This is a genomic window from Priestia sp. JNUCC 25 (assembly GCF_053667915.1).
The window spans coordinates 4,651,432-4,668,865 of record NZ_CM132211.1 but is presented as its reverse complement, the minus strand read 5'-3'; the positions used below and the strand labels follow the sequence as shown (position 1 = coordinate 4,668,865).

Sequence of the window (17,434 nt, the reverse complement as noted above, 5' to 3'; positions counted from 1 at the left end):
TTTTTTTATGAAGGAGAAGACAGCAAATGAGCTTATTACAAGATGTTTTAGAATTCAACAAAAAATTTGTAGAAGAAAAGAAGTATGAACTTTACGAAACAAGCAAATTCCCTGATAAAAAAATGGTCATTTTATCGTGTATGGACACAAGATTGGTAGAATTGCTTCCACACGCTTTAAATTTACGCAACGGAGACGTGAAAATCGTTAAAAATGCAGGAGCGCTTGTTTCACATCCATTTGGAAGTATTATGCGAAGCATTTTAGTAGCTGTGTACGAGCTACAAGCTGATGAGGTATGTGTAATTGGTCACCATGACTGCGGAGCAGGTAAACTTCAGGCGGAACCTTTTTTAGAGAAAGTAAGAGCAAAAGGCATCTCAGATGAAGTGATTAATACCATTGAATATTCTATGGACTTGAAACAATGGTTAACGGGTTTTGATTCAGTAGAAGAGACTGTTCAGCATAGTGTAGAGACAATCCGTAATCATCCTCTATTTTCAAAAGATACTCCTGTACATGGACTAGTTATTGATCCAAATACAGGAAAGCTAGATGTTGTTGTAAATGGGTATGAAGCAATCGAAAACAACTAAAGCTTAGTGTGATTTTTTCTCAGGTACTTCATCGATGCCACCCGGATGGAACGGGTGGCATTTTAAAATGCGTTTTACAGTCAAATAAGATCCCTTTACGGCACCAAAGCGTTTAATGGATTCAACTCCGTACTGGGAGCAAGTAGGGTAAAACCGGCACCTTGCCGGAAGAAAAGGTGAAATTCCTTTTTGATATCCTTTTATAAGTAAAAGCAAAAGCTTTGCAATCATTTATTATCACGTTCTTTCTTTCGTGTTTGCTCATACTATAAGGGATAGAAGGAATAAAAAGCAACTAAAAGAAATAAAGGTTATTAAATGGATGAAATATATCGGAATTGCATGTTATGATAGGTGAAAGAAGAAAAAAGGAGTGGTATTATGCCATCAGTAGAAAGTTTTGAGCTAGATCATAATGCGGTTAAAGCACCTTACGTAAGACACTGCGGTGTTCACAAAGTGGGAAGCGACGGCGTTGTAAATAAATTTGATATTCGTTTTTGCCAGCCAAACAAACAAGCAATGAAGCCCGACGTTATTCATACGTTAGAGCATTTATTAGCTTTTAACATTCGTACTCATGTAGAAAAATATGATCACTTTGATATTATTGATATTTCGCCTATGGGATGTCAAACTGGGTACTACTTAGTAGTGAGCGGCGAGCCGACTGTACGTGAAATTATTGACTTGTTAGACGATACGTTAAAAGATGCAATTAACATTACTGAAATTCCAGCAGCAAACGAAAAGCAGTGCGGTCAAGCGAAACTTCACGATTTAGAAGGAGCAAAACGCTTGATGAAGTTCTGGCTAGAACAGGACAAAGAAGATTTAGAAAAAGTATTTGGCTAAAAATAAGCAGTCCACTGGGCTGCTTATTTTATTTGAAAAAAGATGAAGAAGTTTCTCTGAGTCTAAAGAAAGGGAAATGTCTCTTTTTATGAAAAAAATGTTTTAATCAACTAAAAAAGGGTACAACTATATTATATAAAGAGTTCACAAAGGAGCGAAAAACATGGCAGCAAATGTAAATGAAATCGTTAATAAACAAGTAGCGAATTTTAGTGTAATGTACATAAAACTTCATAACTTTCACTGGTACGTAAAAGGTGAACAATTCTTCACTCTTCATGAAAAGTTTGAAGAGCTGTATACGGAAACAGCTACAATTATTGATGACCTTGCAGAACGCCTTTTAGCATTAGAAGGAAAACCTGTGGCAACAATGAAAGAATCGTTAGAACTTTCTTCTATTAAAGAAGCGGATGGAAGCGAAACGGCTAAAGATATGGTTGCTTCTTTAGTAAGCGATTTTGATACGCTAACTGCTGAATTAAAAGAAGGAATGGACGCAGCCGGTGAAGCGGGCGACGAAACAACAGGAGACATGCTGTTAGCCATTCATCAAAGCTTAGAGAAGCATACGTGGATGTTAAAATCATTCCTAGGCAAGTAATTAAAACCTGCGAGTACTCGCAGGTTTTTTTATGATAAGATGGACGAACACTTTTTTTTCACTGGCATATACTGTAGGGATATGACTGCTTATGACTGCTGAAAGGGTGAAAAAAGTGGATATGCAGAAGCTTGCTGTCTTGATAATCTCAAGTTTAGGTTCACTGGCTTTTTTTTTATTTGGAGAGTGGGACTATTTACTAATGGCTTTAGTAGCATTAGTGGCAATGGATTACTTGACGGGTACAATTGCAGCTTTTATAAATAAACGTTTATCTAGCAAAGTAGGTTTTAAAGGAATTGCCAAAAAGATTTTTATTTTTGCCATGATTGCTGTAGCAAACTTTATCGATTCTGTATTCTGGGAAAACGGTCATATTATTCGAGATGGAGCTATTTTGTTCTATATTTTAAACGAAATGATTTCAATTACAGAAAATGCAGGAATTGTAGGAATTCCAATTCCAGAGCCGTTAAAAAAAGCAATAGCGATTTTAAAAGACCGCTTTAAATCGTAGAGTGTATAAAAAAAGAATAAGATACAAATAAGAAAGATAAGTTGGCACTAGAAAGAAGGAGCTGAATATCTTTCATGACAAAAAAATATTATGTATCTCTGAGTTCAGGAGAAATCAATCAGTCAAATACTGCTTCAGATTGGAATTATGCAATTGAAGCAACAGATGAAGAAGTGGAGAAGCTGAGAACGTATTTAGATCAGCGTGCTTCAAGCGATTGGTCGAGCTTTTGGCGATCACATATTCCATATCTGGAATATCATCATGATTCTCAAAATGATATGTACGATAAAACGACAGTTGAAATATATACCATGCTTTATCAGCTGGGAGACAATGAAACAAAATCACATATCAAACAGATGAATATTTTATCTTCAGATAGAATGGAATAAGGGGTAAAAAGCAAAGAAAAAAAGTACGAGCATACTTTTCTTATCAGGTATGGCCGTAATGTATGATAAAATAAGGGAAAAATCAAATGGAGTTTGAGTCGACCATGTACACATTTAAGGATGCATATCATAATCAAGTATTTTTATCATTTGAAAAAAATCCATTCTCGAAAACTCCACGTCATGTTTGGGTCGTATGCAGGTATGAAAATCAATGGTTGCTAACGAATCACTCAAAACGAGGTTTAGAATTTCCCGGAGGAAAACTAGAAGGCAATGAAGTACCAGAAGAAGCAGCGGTTCGAGAAGTATTTGAAGAAACAGGCGGAGAAGTCTCTTCTTTAACTTATATTGGTCAGTACAAAGTAGTAAGTAAAGGAAAGACTATTATTAAAAACATTTATTTTGCTACTATTGGAAATGTAATTAAAAAAGAAGACTACATGGAAACAGATGGTCCAGTAATGATTGATGAACTACCTTCGGGTATTCAACAAGATGATGCATACAGCTTCATCATGAAAGATAATGTTTTACAATATGTAATGAAATATGTAAAGCGAACATTTTTGTAAAAGCATCGTATTAATAAAAATCCCCCCGTTTGTACGGGGGATTTTTTATGAGCGTCGGATCAATTTCTTTTCTAAATAAGCAACGCCTTGGTACATAATCGTAGCGAAAATGGCAATTAATAATAAGCTGAGAAGAACAAGAGTAAAGTTGAAAACTTGGAAACCATAAATAATCATATATCCAAGCCCTTTTGAAGAAACTAAAAATTCTCCTACGATGACGCCTACCCAAGATAAGCCGACATTTACTTTAAATGTGGAAATAATGGCAGGCATGGAAGCTGGCAGAATTGCTTCTTTAAAACAGCGGGTTTTCGTTGCACCGAAGCTTTTTAGTAATTTAATATAGTTTGGATCAACTTCTTTAAAGGCTGTGTAAACGACGATGGATGTAATAATAACGGATATAATCGCTCCCATCGTTAAAATTGAGAAAAATCCTGGACCGATCGCTACTATTAAAATAGGGCCCAGCGCTACTTTGGGCATGGCGTTTAAAATAACGAGGTAAGGGTCTAATATGTTTGCAAGCCTAGTTGAATACCAAAGGGCCGTTGCAAGTAAAATACCTAGCAATGTGCCTAGAATGAAGCCAAGAACCGTTTCAAATAATGTAAAACCAATATGTTCTGCTAGCGAGCCGTCGGCAAGTTTAATTAAAAATAAATGCCATACTTTAGTAGGGGAACTGAAAATTAAAGGATCAATCCACTTTAAACGAGAAGCTAGTTCCCAGAAGCTAAAAAAGACTAAGAAAATGACCATCTGTACGCTCAGTACTAATCGTTTTTCGCCGCGAACCTTGCGAAGGTAGCTTTCGTGAAGAGTATTTAGGGAGCTAGTGGGTTTCAAGTTGATCAAGCTCCTTCCATATGTCCATAAATAAATCGTTATAGACAGGGTGCTGGCGTGCTTCAAACGGAGAAAGGGTTCGTAAAATAGAAGGAACCGTAAATATTTTTGCGATTTTCCCCGGCTTGGCTGAGAATAAAAAGATTCGGCTGCTCATAGCAATGGCTTCGCCGATATCGTGCGTGACCAAAACGGCCGTTTTTTGATAGGTCATCAGCGTTTTGGAGACAAGTTCTTCAAGCTTGAGTTTTGTTTGAAAATCGAGTGCTGAAAAAGGTTCGTCTAAGAGTAAAATAGCGGGGTCAATAGCAAGTGTTCGAACTAAAGCGACGCGTTGTCTCATGCCTCCGGATAACTGGTGCGGATATAGGCTATCTACGCCTTGTAAACCGATTTCTTTTAGAAGTAACAAAGCTTTCTTCTCTGTTTCATCTGTTAGCTGGCCGCGAATTTCAAGACCAAGTAAAATATTTTCTTTAATGGTTTTCCACGGAAACAAATAATCTTGTTGAAGCATATAACCGATGTTTGGGACTGATGTTCCGATATTTTCACCGTCTATTGTGACAGAGCCGGACGATGGTTCAATCAAGCCGGCAATAATCGATAGAAGCGTCGTTTTTCCACATCCGCTTGGGCCGAGAAAGGAAACAAATTCTCCTTCTTCAATAGACAAATTAATATGTTCAAGTGCAGTGGTAGCAGACTTTGTCGTAAGATACATATGCTGAACATCTTGAATGTGAAGTTTTGTCATATTACTCACTCATTGCATCTTTTGCGAATTTTGTGTTGACTAGCTTGCTGTGATCGATGTGTCTTGGAAGTTCTCCAGATTCGTCCATGATTTTTTGTAAATGATCCCACTCTTTTTGATCTAATAAAGGGTTAGTTGCAAAGGATTTTTGGGATTTATAGCGGTCAATAACAGTTTTCAGCGTTTCTTTAGGTGTATCTTCAAAATACGGTGCAACCACTTCAGCAATTTCATCTGTGTTATGTGTATTTACCCATTTTTGTGCTTTGTAAATAGCTCGAGTAAATTTAGCCGCTGCTTCAGGGTTATCTTTTAAATAGCTTTCTTTGGCCATAAATGTTGTATAAGGAACTGTTCCTGATTCTTTTCCGAAGGAAGCAACGATATGTCCTTTTCCTTGTTGCTCTAAAATACTAGCCGTTGGCTCAAATAATTGAACGTAATCTCCAGTGCCAGAAGCAAAAGCATTCGCAACGTTAGCAAAATCAATGTTTTGAACGAGTTTTACATCTTTTTTAGGATCAATATTATGCTGTTTCAACACATATTCCCCTACCATTTGCGGCATGCCGCCTTTGCGTTGACCAAGAAACGTTTTGCCTTTAAGCTGATCCCATGAGAAGTGATTGACTTTTTTACGCGCTACTAGAAATGTTCCGTCGGTTTGGGTTAGTTGTGCAAAGTTGATGACGGGATCACTAGACCCCTGTGCATATACGTAGATTGAAGTTTCCGAGCCGACTAGAGCGACGTCGATGCCGTCAGATAAAAGTGAAGTCATTGTCTTATCTCCGCCCCACGTTGTTTTTAAATCTACCTTTAGTCCTTCTTCTTCAAAAAAGCCTTTTGAAATAGCGACGTACTGGGGAGCATAAAAGATAGAGCGAGTTACTTCGCCAACACGAACCGTTTGTACAGATGTTGTTTTGCTGCAGCTAATTAGTGGAATGAGTAAAATCATAATAGCAAGCAAAGAAAAAAGCCATTTGATTGGTTTCATAAAGCAAACCTCCTTAAAATAATAAAATATTTTATGATAATGTATGTAAAGAAGTGGAAGAAGGTGAGTGCCTATATAACTATGTGTAAAATCAACGAAGTATTAGTCAACAATTGAAAGTACACCTTAGCGGGAGAAAGCAGGCTAGTTATATAAAGAATGGAGGAAAAAAATGAAAGATGGAACAATTCTTCATAAACAGCGTTTCCCATCATCAAACCCTCGCGTGGCGCTGTGGGTGATTACATATGCATGTCAAGGGCTTAAGATTAAAGGAATGCTCGCAGAGCCAAAAGAAAAAGGAATGTATGACGGCTTTTTATACTTAAGGGGAGGTATTAAGAACGTAGGAACGGTTCGTCCTGCTCGACTCATTCAATTTGCTTCTCAAGGTTTTATTGTGATGGCTCCGTTCTATAGGGGAAATCAAGGAGGCGAAGGAAACGAAGATTTTGCGGGAGATGATCGTTACGATGCTTTTGCTGCTTACGATTTACTGAAACAGCTCCCTAACGTCTACCATGACCGCATTCATATTTTTGGGTTTTCAAGAGGGGGAGTGATGGCTTTACTCACAGCCATTGAAAAAAACGACAGCCGTTCTCTTGTGTTATGGGGAGGCGTCACGGATATGGTGCTGACATATGAAGAAAGAGAAGATTTAAGAAGAATGATGAAGCGGGTGATTGGAGGAACGCCTTCTAAATATCCTGAAAGATACGAATGGAGGACACCTTTGCATCGTGCTCATCTCGTCGAGCCGCCGGTCTTGCTTATTCATGGTTTAGAAGATAAAAACGTGTCGATTGATCATTCCTATCAGCTCGAATCTAAACTAAAGAAGTCCAATAAAAAAGTTACCAGCTGGTACTTCGAAAACTTTCCACATGCTTTTCCACCAAAAGAAAACCGAGAAACGGTGAAGAAGTTAACGAAGTGGATGAAAGCGCAATAAAAGATATGCTACGATAGAGAAAACAAGTAGAATAACAGTGAGGAGTGAGAAAAAATGGGGATGCCGCTAGAATTAAATACAATGATTGTGACAAAAGGCAACGAAAAGCGTGTAACGGATAACATTTTTCAAATTGAGAAAAAAGGATATCGCTTGTATCCGTTAGATATTCCATTAAACATTCACAAAACAAAAAATGGAGAATGTATTGGAACTGCTGTTGTGCGTAAGGTAGAAATGGAGCAGGAAAAAACCATTGTCACATATGAACTGACAAAATTACATTCGACTAACTAAAAAACCGATCGTCTTATAGACGATCGGTTTTTTATTAGACTCTAGGTCCGCCTAATGTTGAAATGTCAGATGCTACATCATTAAAACGCTTGAAATTAGCTTTGAATTTAGCAGCAAGCTCAGTTGCCTTTTGGTTATAAGCTGTCGCATCCTTCCATGCTTTAGAAGGCTGAAGCACTTCATCAGGAACTCCCGGAACATGAGTTGGAATCGATAAACCAAAAATAGCATCTGTTACTGTTTCGGTATTAGCTAGTTCTCCTTCAAGGGCTGCTTGAACCATAGCTCGAGTGTAACTTAACTTCATTCGTTCGCCCACGCCGTATTCACCGCCGGTCCATCCAGTATTTACAAGGTATACATTTACGTTATGTTCATCGATTTTCTTTCCTAGCATTTCTGCATAAGTTGTTGGAGCAAGGGGTAAGAAAGGCTCACCAAAGCATGTAGAGAAAGTAGCCTGTGGCGATGTTACGCCGCGCTCTGTTCCAGCTAACTTACTAGTGTATCCGCTCAGAAAATGGTACATCGCTTGTTCTTTTGTAAGCTTGCTGATTGGAGGCAAGACGCCGAAGGCATCAGCAGTTAAAAAGACAATAGCTGTAGGGTGCCCAGCAACGCTTGGCAATACCGTATTATCAATAGAGTCAATTGAATAAGCGGCACGAGTATTCTCTGTTAAACTATTATCATTGTAATCTGCTACTTTCGTATTTTGATTTAACACTACATTTTCCAGTACGGCGCCGAAGCGAATTGCATTGAAAATTTGCGGTTCTTTTTCTTCGGAAAGCTGAATGCACTTCGCGTAGCATCCTCCTTCAATATTAAATACACCAGAGCTTGACCAACCGTGCTCGTCATCTCCGATTAAACGACGGTTTGCATCAGCAGAAAGCGTTGTTTTACCCGTTCCAGATAAACCAAAGAATAATGCAACGTCACCTTCTTCTCCTACGTTAGCAGAACAGTGCATGGATAGAATATTGTTTTGAGGAAGCAAGAAGTTCATCACTGAGAAAATAGATTTTTTCATTTCACCAGCGTATTCAGTTCCTCCAATTAGCACGATGCGTCGCTCTAACGAAAGAATAATGAAGGTTTCAGAATTCGTCCCGTCTGTTTCAGGATCAGCTTTGAACGTTGGAGCTGCTACAATTGTAAACGGCTTCACATCATCATTTGTTTTTTGTTCGGCTGAAGGGCGAATGAATAACTGCTGAGCGAATAGGTTATGCCATGCAAATTCATTAACTACTTGAATTGGTAACTGATACTTTTTATCAGCTCCAGCATATCCATTAAAAACAAAAAGTTCATCCTGCTTCTTTAAGTGGGTTAAGACTTTTTTGTATAGCGCATCGAATCGCTGAGCAGAAATTGGCTGATTGACAGGTCCCCATTCAACCGTTTTTGAAGACACAGCATCGCTTACAATAAATTTATCTAAAGGAGAGCGACCTGTATATTTTCCGGTTTCGACTGACACAGCACCTGTAGAAGTCAGCGTTCCTTCGCGTCGAGCTAGAATTTTTTCAACAAGTTGTGGAACAGATAATTGGTGTTTTGTTGTTTTTAATTGAAGCAAACCATTTAATTCGATAGACATATCAACAGTACTCATGTGCACTACCTTCCTTTTTTAGCTATTATTTATTCATTAATGTTTGAAATTTATAATTAGTATAACACATTTATTTAATTATTCTATACTATTTAACTAAAAATGTTTGTTTATTATAAAAAAATGTACGTTATACCTATTTTAGACACATGTATATGTGATAGGAGCAAAAAAAGTGAAGCTATTTTAAGTGAAAGCCTCATTTTGATCTGTCTTATTAACTAAACTTAGTGATGATTCTTAATAAGATGTACTATTTCGGAATTTGAGTATGTTACATTAAAACAGATTCAAACATAAAGAGATGATTTCCATTTGAATGTTGTTGACAGTGAAGCGCTTTTTCATGTATTATATGTCCTTGAACGGATACTCTCTTATCCCGAGCTGGTGGAGGGACAGGCCCTATGAAACCCAGCAACCATCGTCATTTTTTTGTGTAGACGATAAGGTGCTAACCTGATGCAAGGGCACAACCTTGATCGATAAGAGTGAAAGGCTTATGTAGAATTTGATACCTTTCCTCGATACAAGGAAAGGTTTTTTTATATTTTTTAACGTGTAGTGAAAATAAGGGAATGAGTACCGTATCACAATGTATCGTATTTATAAGGAGGAAAACTGATGTCAACACAACGTCGTCTGTTCACGTCAGAATCTGTTACAGAGGGACATCCCGATAAAATTTGTGACCAAATTTCTGACTCAATTCTTGATGCTATCCTAGCAAAGGATCCAAATGCTCGTGTTGCTTGTGAAACAAGCGTAACAACTGGTTTAGTTTTAGTAAGTGGTGAAATTACAACTTCTACTTACGTGGATATTCCTAAAACAGTTCGTGAAACAATTAAAGGAATTGGCTATACTCGTGCAAAATACGGATTTGATGCTGAAACTTGTGCAGTATTAACATCTATCGACGAGCAGTCAGCTGATATCGCTGCTGGTGTAGACCAAGCGTTAGAAGCACGTGAAGGTCAAATGTCAGATGAAGAAATCGAAGCAATCGGAGCTGGAGACCAAGGGTTAATGTTTGGTTATGCATGTAACGAAACAAAAGAATTAATGCCTCTTCCAATTTCATTAGCTCATAAACTTGCTCGCCGTCTAACAGAAGTACGTAAAGAAGAAATTCTTCCTTACCTTCGCCCGGATGGTAAAACACAAGTAACAGTTGAATATGATGAAAACAACAAACCTGTTCGCATCGATACAATTGTTATTTCAACCCAGCATCACCCAGAAGTAACGTTAGAGCAAATTCAACGTAACTTAAAAGAATATGTTATTAATCCAGTTGTTCCAAACGAGTTAATTGATGAAAATACAAAGTATTTCATTAACCCAACAGGACGTTTCGTAATCGGCGGTCCTCAAGGAGATGCTGGTTTAACTGGTCGTAAAATTATCGTTGATACTTACGGCGGATATGCTCGTCACGGCGGCGGTGCATTCTCTGGTAAGGACGCAACAAAAGTAGACCGTTCAGCAGCTTATGCAGCTCGTTATGTTGCGAAAAACATTGTAGCAGCTGATCTTGCTGATAAATGTGAAGTACAACTAGCATATGCAATTGGTGTTGCACAACCAGTATCTATTTCAATTGATACATTCGGTACAGGAAAAGTTTCTGAAGAAGTACTAGTAGACGTAGTACGCAAAAACTTTGACCTACGTCCAGCAGGCATCATTAAAATGCTTGATTTACGTCGCCCAATTTATAAGCAAACAGCAGCTTACGGCCACTTTGGTCGTACGGATGTGGAGCTTCCTTGGGAGTTCACAGACAAAGCGGAAGCATTAAAAACTCAAGCTTTAGCTAAATAATAAAAAAATCTCCGTGAAAACGGAGATTTTTTTATGCCCATTGAATACCTGCAGCAGATTTTTCTACGACACTTTCATATTCTGAAAGCAAATGCTGAAAAATGGCGTCCCATGATTGAGTAAGAGCGTATTGTCTCGCTGCATGGCCAAAGTGAAGACGCTGATGCAAATCATCGAGTAAATCTGTAATAGCCGAACTGAATTCTTCTAAGGAGTGAGGTTTGCAAAGGTAGCCGTTTCGCCCGTGCTGAACCATCTGTTTAACTCCTCCTGCATTTGCTGCCACTACAGGAGTTCCAGAAGCAAGAGATTCCAGTACAACATTTCCGAAGGTTTCTGTTTCTGAAGGAAAAACAAACAAATCAGATGATGAATAGATATGAGCAAGTTGCTTACCTTCAAGGAAGCCTGTAAATGTCATATGCTCAGATGCTTGCTGCTGCATTTGTTCTTTTAAAGGGCCGTCTCCCACAATAACCCAGTGAATTTGATGGCGGATATGATCAGGTAGAGATCGTGCGATTTTTATTAAAAAATCAGCGTTCTTTTCTTTAGCTAATCTTCCTACATACGTTAAGATGTAGGGTTTTTTTATATTATATTTAATACGAATATCAAAGCGGTCATAGTGGGGATGAAATAATTTATGATTTACTCCTCGCGACCAAATATCTACGTTGTGAAACCCTTGTTCTTCTAGCTGCTGTTTGGTCACTTCAGAGGGAGCGAATATTTTTTGTACAGGTTTATAAAACCATTTCATATATTTTTGCAGTGGTACACGCATTTTTTCAAGTTCATAGTGAGATAAATAATCATCAAAATTGGTATGATAAGAGCCGACAAGAGGAACACCTAATCTTTTCCCGTAATAGGAGCCGCAAAGCCCCATTGTAAAAGGAGTGGCCAAATGAATAATAGAAGGATTGAATGCCTGCAGCTGCTTTTTAATTTTTAGAACGTTTGGCAATGAAAAGCGGCTGTTTGGATAAAGGAAAAACGGCGTGCTCGGCGAACGGTGAACATACGTTGAAAATGACTGATCATGAGCAAATTCAGGAGCAAATACCTGGATGGGAATTTGCTTTGATTTGACGTACTGAGTAAATTGATAAAGTGTTTTAGCAGCTCCGTTAACTTCTGGAGCAAATGTATCCGTAAATAAAGCAATTCTCATTAGTACTCCTCCTATCAATTAAGTTAAAAATATGTTTAGTGAAACAGCACCCGAAAAGATGCCCAGTATCAGACCTACCATGACATCCGTCGGATAGTGCAGGCCAAGATAAATTCTTGAAATTCCTACCATTACTGCAAGAGGCAAAAGAACAGCAGCGAAGGCTGGATAAACAATCATAAGAGGGGTAACCAACGAAAAAATAGCTGTTGTATGCCCAGATGGAAATGAATGATCTTTTAATGGATTTTCTAACACTTTTGTATGTTTTAATTGAATATAAGGTCGTTTTCTCGGATATAGTTTTTTAGCAATGGCGACTGGAATATGACTAACGGCTAGAGAAAACGCACAAGCGTAAGCGATGGAAGAAGGATGCAGAAATAGCAGCAAGCACGCTATCACAATGGTAAAAGTGGCTCCTCCGGCGTGAGTTAGTAAACGTAAAAATCTATTTAAGTGCTTTCGATCAAAATGTTGGTTTACGCTTTTGAATAATCGGCATTCGGCATCGTATACATACTGAATTAACTTGGCTTTCATAGAGTCGCTCCCTTTTCAATAAATACGTCTTTATTATTCAGTTTAATCTTTAATTGTGGAGGCAGTACTAAAACGATGTAAATTAATATGGAAATTTCTTTACAATTGTGGAGAGAATAGAACATGATTGGAGAGTTTGTGGAGATACTAAAAAAATTCCCTCAGTGTGACTTTCTGAGGGAACGTTTCCTTTATAATGAAGAATCAGATTTCTTAATAGACTTATAATACTGCCCTTTTTCTACATATTCTGTACGAATGCGCTGCATATCTTTTAAATCCTCTTCTGTCAGAGTGCGGATCACTTTAGCAGGTCGGCCGAGTGCGAGAGTATTAGGTGGTATTTTTTTACCGGGAGGCACTAAGCTTCCAGCACCGACAAAAGCACCTTCACCAATTTCTGCACCGTCTAAAATAATAGAACCCATGCCAATGAGCGCGCGTTTGCGGATGATGGAGCTATGTAAAATAACTTGATGTCCTACTGTCACATCATCCTCAATAAGCAATGGAGCATTTGGGCTTTGATGGAGTGTTGATTGATCTTGTATATTTACTCGTTTACCAATAATCGTAGGTGAAACATCTCCTCTAATAACAGTGTTAAACCAAATGCTGCTTTCTTCACCAATGGTGACATCTCCAGTAATCGTGACATAGTCTGCGATGAAGCAGCTGGGTGCAATGGTAGGCATTTTTTCTTTATACGGATAAATCATCAAATCATCTCCCTTTATTAGTTGAAAAAAAGTAGTAAATCTTCTAATGTAAGTGTACAAAGGTTTTTTAAGCAGGTAAACAAAAAAAGGAAGAAGGAGTAACTCAAATGCATAAATGGGAAGCAGTAAATCCAAAAGGCGTTATTGTCATGGTCCATGGAGCAGCGGAGCATCACGGACGCTATCGCTGGCTGATTGAGATGTGGCGTTCGGTTGGAATGCACGTAATTATGGGAGACCTTCCTGGCCAAGGCTTAACAACAAGAAGAAGAGGACATATCCTATCCTTTGATGAATATGTGTATGAAGTGGAAGAATGGGTACGTGAAGCGCAAAAATATGATTTGCCTATTTTCCTGTTAGGTCACAGTATGGGAGGACTGGCGGTTATTCGTACGCTCCAGACAAAAAACCTCCCTATATGGGGTGCGATTCTTTCCTCTCCTTGTCTAGGATTAAAAGAGCAAGTACCGGCTTATTTAGATATGCTATCTAAAGGGTTAAATAAAGTCATGCCGAACAAACTTTTCGATTTAGGTCTCACTGTTGAAAAAGCAACAAGAAACCAAGAAGTTCGAGATGAAGATGAAAATGACTCACTGTATGTTACAAAAGTTTCTGTAAGATGGTACCGGGAATTGATCCAAGCTGTCAACTTAGCTTTTAAAGATATCGATCGTTTGCCTGATGTCCCGCTTCTTGTGATGCAGGCAGGAGAAGATAAAATTATTGAAAAGCTGATTGTTAGGCAGTGGTTTGATGAAATAGAGCTAAGTGAAAAAATCTACAAAGAATGGTCTCAGCTGTATCACGAAATCTTTAATGAGCCTGAAAGAGAATACGTTTTTACATATGCGAAAAGTTTTGTCGATCTTCACATTTAATAAGTGCGGTAAGAAATTGAGGTGAAAATAAATGAAGATTCCGTCTCATCCTATTTCATTAATGAGAAAAATTTATCGAGAAGTGTTTCCTGTCGTTCATCATGAGCTTAATCATTGGCGCGAACGAGCAAAAGAGATTCCTAATAAAGAATTGCGTACTCAAGCATTGGCAAGTATCGATACAAAAACTTTTCATTGTGAAGGAGGCGGTATCCTATCGATTTTAGCGAAAGAAAACATGATTGAATGCGTGAAATTTATTGTTGCCTACCAAACAATCAGCGATTACTTAGATAACTTATGTGACCGCAGCAATTCGCTAGACCCTAAAGATTTTGCCGCCTTACATGAATCGATGCCAGATGCGTTGACTCCTCATGCACCTCTTGGGGATTACTATCGTTTTCGAGCGGATAAAGACGACGGAGGATACTTAGCCGGACTTGTCCAGACTTGTCAGCAGTCCTTGCGAAAAGCTTGTAATTACCATATAGTCTCTTCACATTTATTAGAACTAGCTAATTATTATTGTGATTTGCAAATACATAAGCATGTTGAAATCAAGGAAAGAGTTCCACGATTAGAGAATTGGTTCGATGCTCACCGGCACAGTGTTCCTGAAATGGAGTGGTATGAATTTTCAGCGTGCTCTGGTTCAACGTTAGGAATTTTTTGTTTAGTTGCTTATAGCTTTCAAGAAGAGATGACCGAAGAAATGACGCAGAAAATAAAAGCAGGATATTTTCCTTATATTCAAGGCTTACATATTTTACTCGATTATTTAATTGACCAAGAAGAAGATAAAGCAGGAGGAGATTTGAACTTTTGTTTTTATTATCCTCATTATCAGCAAATGATGGATCGCTTTTTGCATTTTGTCGTAAAAGCGGACGAATATGCTAAAAAACTGCCGGATTATCACTTTCACTGCTTTATCTATAAAGGACTCTTGGGCGTTTATTTGTCGGATCAAAAAGTGCGGGCACAAAAACATGTTCATGTGAATGCACGTAGGTTAATAAAAGCGGGGGGAGCCCTCAGCTACTTTTTCTATATCAACGGACGCTTGTACCGAATGTTAAAAAGATAAGCCATATGCGGCTTATCTTTTTTCAATAGCAATGATGAAGGGAGGGTTGTTTTGCTGATTCATGAAACGATATTGTAAAACGTGAACGTCTTTTTGATCAAGATTTTGGACATACGTTAGTAAATCGTCTCTTTCTTGTTTCCCTTGTTCGTGTCCATGATAAATAACGAGCACAATCACTCCTTCAGGTGCTAACAAATCAAGTAACTGCTCAATTGCAGAGATTGTTGTTTCAGAAGTGGTGACAATGTCTTTATCTCCACCTGGTAAATAACCTAAATTAAAGACAGCGCCCGTGACTCGTCCTTTAATAGAACGAGGAAGCATGTTTATATTGCTGTGGCTTTCTTGGATAAGTGTTACTCTGTTTTCTACATGGTGTTCTGTCAATCGCTGCTGAGTTGCTTGAATGGCTTGAGGTTGAATATCAAATCCATATACATGACCTGTATCTCCGACTAAGTTAGCTAAGAACAATGTATCATGTCCATTTCCTGCTGTGGCATCAATCGCGACATCTCCTTGAGCCACAGCATTAGTGAGCAATGTGCGGGCAAAAGGCAGGATACGTTCTATTTTCATCTTTCCATCAACTCTTTTTCATAAGATTTTCCTTGATAGCTTTGACGACGTTCGAGCTCTTGATCAATGGCATTTAATACGCTCCACTTATTTACGCTCCACATCGGTCCAACCATGAGGTCTATCGGTCCATCGCCTGTAATACGATGAACAATCATCTCAGGAGGGATTACTTCGAGCTGATCGCATACAAGCTTTACATATTCTTCAAATGAAAGAAATTCAACAAGGCCCTTTTCATACTGTTTGACCATAGGAGTTCCTTTTAGTAAATGAAGCAGATGAATCTTAATTCCTTGAACGTCTAATTTTGCTACTTCACGTACCGTTTCCATCATCATATCAGGTGTTTCTAAAGGCAAACCATTAATGATGTGAGAACAAACGCGAATACCGTGTTTTCTGAGCTTTGCTACGCCATCTACATAGCATTGATGATCGTGTGCCCGGTTGATAAGCAGTGAAGTTCGTTCATGAACAGTTTGCAGTCCAAGTTCTACCCATAGATAAGTTCGTTCATTTAATTCAGCCAAGTATTCCACCACATCGTCGGGGAGACAGTCAGGGCGCGTGGCGATAGAAAGCCCAACAACTCCGGGAAGCTTTAAGACGGCTTCATATTTTTCACGAAGCTCCTCGACAGGAGCATGAGTATTAGTAAATGCTTGAAAGTAAGCAACGTATTTTCCGTCTTTCCATTTATGATGCATTTTTTCACGGATTTCATTAAATTGTGTCACAAGGTCATCCGCTCTGTTTCCGGCAAAATCCCCCGAACCGGCAGCACTGCAAAACGTACAGCCGCCGTGAGCTACTGTGCCATCTCTGTTTGGACAATCAAATCCTCCATCTAAGGCTACTTTAAATACCTTATGGCCAAAGTGGTTACGTAAGTGGTAATTCCAGGTATGATAACGTTTGTTTTCAGATTTATACGGAAACGGGTTTGTCTGATTCAAATCAGCAACCTCCTTTTTACATGCAATATACATCAACAAATTGTATCAAAAACGTGAAAAAGTGCCAAACAAATTTAAGGATGCTTATATTTAACAGGTTCTTCTTGTCGTAAAGGGAAGTAAAGTTGCGCAAAATAAGACAGAAATGAACGAATAGGAGGAATAGAGAATGACAACTCGTCAAGCAGTGGATCAACTTATGCAACAGTGTGAAGATGCTATTCGCTTTGGACAAGGCCAGTTGCAGGAAGGCATGAAGCAAGAACATTATAACGACACTGAATATACAAAAGCACAGGAAAAATTAGAAAATGCTTATAAAGAAATTGAAGAGTTTTCTCACAGTGCAAATGCACAGCAAAGAGAGCAGCTATATCGCATGCGCCTGCAAGTTCAGCAGCTGCAAAATAAATTGATCACAACTCAGCATTAAGGAGAGGATTTTATGGCAACGCGTTCAAATCAAAATAATCCGGAACAAAAAACAAAAAACGGGATCAACAGCAATGACATTGAGCTAGGAAAAGATTTTGATCCAGTAAAAGAATTAAAAGCACGAAACAGCAAGCGTGCACAGCCGGTTCGTTCGAAGCAAAAGTAAGCGGTAAAAAGGTGATTTTGCA

At 38.5% G+C, this 17,434-nt stretch carries 23 protein-coding genes and 1 riboswitch; of the genes, 13 read left to right on the top strand and 10 right to left on the bottom strand.

What is annotated here, in order from left to right:
- Positions 1–26: 26 nt before the first annotated feature.
- Positions 27–599, top strand: coding sequence for a beta-class carbonic anhydrase (locus JNUCC25_RS24460; RefSeq protein WP_014457956.1), 573 nt, complete (start codon positions 27–29; stop codon positions 597–599).
- 3 nt (positions 600–602) lie between these two features.
- On the opposite strand, the gene yidD is transcribed toward JNUCC25_RS24460, so the two are convergent.
- A complete protein-coding gene (gene yidD / locus JNUCC25_RS24455) occupies positions 603–830 on the bottom strand; it encodes a membrane protein insertion efficiency factor YidD (RefSeq protein WP_013059548.1) in 228 nt (75 codons plus the stop codon).
- 150 nt (positions 831–980) lie between these two features.
- On the opposite strand from yidD, the gene JNUCC25_RS24450 reads away from it, so the two are divergent.
- The 5 genes from JNUCC25_RS24450 to ytkD all read left to right on the top strand — a co-directional run bounded on the left by JNUCC25_RS24450 (position 981) and on the right by ytkD (position 3,545).
- Entirely contained in the window at positions 981–1,454 is a 474-nt protein-coding gene (locus tag JNUCC25_RS24450) for an S-ribosylhomocysteine lyase (RefSeq protein WP_013059547.1), read from the top strand.
- Positions 1,455–1,617: 163 nt separating this feature from the next.
- A complete protein-coding gene (locus JNUCC25_RS24445; protein ID WP_013059546.1) occupies positions 1,618–2,058 on the top strand; it encodes a Dps family protein in 441 nt (146 codons plus the stop codon).
- Positions 2,059–2,149: 91 nt separating this feature from the next.
- Positions 2,150–2,575 (top strand): phage holin family protein, encoded by a 426-nt coding sequence (locus JNUCC25_RS24440; protein ID WP_013059545.1) that lies wholly within the window; start codon positions 2,150–2,152, stop codon positions 2,573–2,575.
- A gap of 74 nt (positions 2,576–2,649) precedes the next feature.
- On the top strand, positions 2,650–2,970 hold the full coding sequence (locus JNUCC25_RS24435) for a hypothetical protein (protein ID WP_013059544.1): 321 nt from the start codon (positions 2,650–2,652) through the stop codon (positions 2,968–2,970).
- Positions 2,971–3,074: 104 nt separating this feature from the next.
- Positions 3,075–3,545 carry an RNA deprotection pyrophosphohydrolase gene (gene ytkD / locus JNUCC25_RS24430; RefSeq protein WP_013059543.1) on the top strand — a complete coding sequence of 157 codons (471 nt, stop codon included), beginning with the start codon at positions 3,075–3,077 and terminating at the stop codon, positions 3,543–3,545.
- A gap of 45 nt (positions 3,546–3,590) precedes the next feature.
- Here ytkD and JNUCC25_RS24425 read toward each other — a convergent pair whose 3' ends face one another.
- From JNUCC25_RS24425 to JNUCC25_RS24415, 3 genes are all read right to left on the bottom strand, one after another.
- Positions 3,591–4,310, bottom strand: coding sequence for an ABC transporter permease (locus JNUCC25_RS24425; RefSeq protein WP_407728420.1), 720 nt, complete (start codon positions 4,308–4,310; stop codon positions 3,591–3,593).
- A gap of 73 nt (positions 4,311–4,383) precedes the next feature.
- Positions 4,384–5,154 (bottom strand): ABC transporter ATP-binding protein, encoded by a 771-nt coding sequence (locus tag JNUCC25_RS24420; RefSeq protein WP_025601484.1) that lies wholly within the window; start codon positions 5,152–5,154, stop codon positions 4,384–4,386.
- Position 5,155: 1 nt separating this feature from the next.
- Positions 5,156–6,154 (bottom strand): ABC transporter substrate-binding protein, encoded by a 999-nt coding sequence (locus JNUCC25_RS24415; RefSeq protein WP_013059540.1) that lies wholly within the window; start codon positions 6,152–6,154, stop codon positions 5,156–5,158.
- A gap of 172 nt (positions 6,155–6,326) precedes the next feature.
- Here JNUCC25_RS24415 and JNUCC25_RS24410 point away from each other — a divergent pair, with 172 nt between their 5' ends.
- Both JNUCC25_RS24410 and JNUCC25_RS24405 read left to right on the top strand, forming a co-directional pair.
- Positions 6,327–7,109 carry an alpha/beta hydrolase family protein gene (locus tag JNUCC25_RS24410; RefSeq protein ID WP_013059539.1) on the top strand — a complete coding sequence of 261 codons (783 nt, stop codon included), beginning with the start codon at positions 6,327–6,329 and terminating at the stop codon, positions 7,107–7,109.
- A 54-nt stretch (positions 7,110–7,163) separates the two neighbouring features.
- Positions 7,164–7,406: a DUF2584 domain-containing protein gene (locus JNUCC25_RS24405; protein ID WP_013059538.1), complete on the top strand. Its 243-nt coding sequence runs from the start codon at positions 7,164–7,166 to the stop codon at positions 7,404–7,406.
- A 34-nt stretch (positions 7,407–7,440) separates the two neighbouring features.
- On the opposite strand, the gene pckA is transcribed toward JNUCC25_RS24405, so the two are convergent.
- Entirely contained in the window at positions 7,441–9,030 is a 1,590-nt protein-coding gene (gene pckA, locus JNUCC25_RS24400) for a phosphoenolpyruvate carboxykinase (ATP) (protein WP_029319926.1), read from the bottom strand.
- 374 nt (positions 9,031–9,404) lie between these two features.
- Positions 9,405–9,522, top strand: a riboswitch (SAM riboswitch).
- A gap of 132 nt (positions 9,523–9,654) precedes the next feature.
- Here pckA and metK point away from each other — a divergent pair.
- Positions 9,655–10,857, top strand: coding sequence for a methionine adenosyltransferase (gene metK / locus JNUCC25_RS24395; RefSeq protein WP_013059536.1), 1,203 nt, complete (start codon positions 9,655–9,657; stop codon positions 10,855–10,857).
- Positions 10,858–10,888: 31 nt separating this feature from the next.
- On the opposite strand, the gene JNUCC25_RS24390 is transcribed toward metK, so the two are convergent.
- The 3 genes from JNUCC25_RS24390 to JNUCC25_RS24380 all read right to left on the bottom strand — a co-directional run bounded on the left by JNUCC25_RS24390 (position 10,889) and on the right by JNUCC25_RS24380 (position 13,296).
- Positions 10,889–12,034 carry a glycosyltransferase family 4 protein gene (locus JNUCC25_RS24390; protein WP_140456555.1) on the bottom strand — a complete coding sequence of 382 codons (1,146 nt, stop codon included), beginning with the start codon at positions 12,032–12,034 and terminating at the stop codon, positions 10,889–10,891.
- Positions 12,035–12,052: 18 nt separating this feature from the next.
- Entirely contained in the window at positions 12,053–12,577 is a 525-nt protein-coding gene (locus tag JNUCC25_RS24385; protein ID WP_029319930.1) for a phosphatase PAP2 family protein, read from the bottom strand.
- A 191-nt stretch (positions 12,578–12,768) separates the two neighbouring features.
- Positions 12,769–13,296 carry a gamma carbonic anhydrase gene (locus JNUCC25_RS24380; RefSeq protein ID WP_013059533.1) on the bottom strand — a complete coding sequence of 176 codons (528 nt, stop codon included), beginning with the start codon at positions 13,294–13,296 and terminating at the stop codon, positions 12,769–12,771.
- 107 nt (positions 13,297–13,403) lie between these two features.
- Here JNUCC25_RS24380 and JNUCC25_RS24375 point away from each other — a divergent pair, with 107 nt between their 5' ends.
- Positions 13,404–14,180 carry an alpha/beta fold hydrolase gene (locus JNUCC25_RS24375; protein WP_013059532.1) on the top strand — a complete coding sequence of 259 codons (777 nt, stop codon included), beginning with the start codon at positions 13,404–13,406 and terminating at the stop codon, positions 14,178–14,180.
- A 31-nt stretch (positions 14,181–14,211) separates the two neighbouring features.
- Positions 14,212–15,270 carry a tetraprenyl-beta-curcumene synthase family protein gene (locus tag JNUCC25_RS24370; protein WP_013059531.1) on the top strand — a complete coding sequence of 353 codons (1,059 nt, stop codon included), beginning with the start codon at positions 14,212–14,214 and terminating at the stop codon, positions 15,268–15,270.
- Between the two features lie 12 nt (positions 15,271–15,282).
- Here JNUCC25_RS24370 and JNUCC25_RS24365 read toward each other — a convergent pair whose 3' ends face one another.
- Both JNUCC25_RS24365 and JNUCC25_RS24360 read right to left on the bottom strand, forming a co-directional pair.
- On the bottom strand, positions 15,283–15,852 hold the full coding sequence (locus tag JNUCC25_RS24365) for a class I SAM-dependent methyltransferase (RefSeq protein ID WP_013059530.1): 570 nt from the start codon (positions 15,850–15,852) through the stop codon (positions 15,283–15,285).
- The gene (locus JNUCC25_RS24360; RefSeq protein WP_013059529.1) at positions 15,849–16,811 is read right to left on the bottom strand and encodes a TIGR01212 family radical SAM protein; all 963 of its coding nucleotides are present in this window, start codon (positions 16,809–16,811) and stop codon (positions 15,849–15,851) included. The genes JNUCC25_RS24365 and JNUCC25_RS24360 overlap by 4 nt, the downstream gene beginning before the upstream one ends.
- A gap of 169 nt (positions 16,812–16,980) precedes the next feature.
- Between JNUCC25_RS24360 and JNUCC25_RS24355 the strand changes: the two genes are divergently transcribed.
- Both JNUCC25_RS24355 and JNUCC25_RS24350 read left to right on the top strand, forming a co-directional pair.
- On the top strand, positions 16,981–17,244 hold the full coding sequence (locus JNUCC25_RS24355) for a YtzC family protein (RefSeq protein WP_013059528.1): 264 nt from the start codon (positions 16,981–16,983) through the stop codon (positions 17,242–17,244).
- Positions 17,245–17,256: 12 nt separating this feature from the next.
- Entirely contained in the window at positions 17,257–17,412 is a 156-nt protein-coding gene (locus JNUCC25_RS24350) for a hypothetical protein (RefSeq protein WP_013059527.1), read from the top strand.
- Positions 17,413–17,434: the final 22 nt, after the last annotated feature.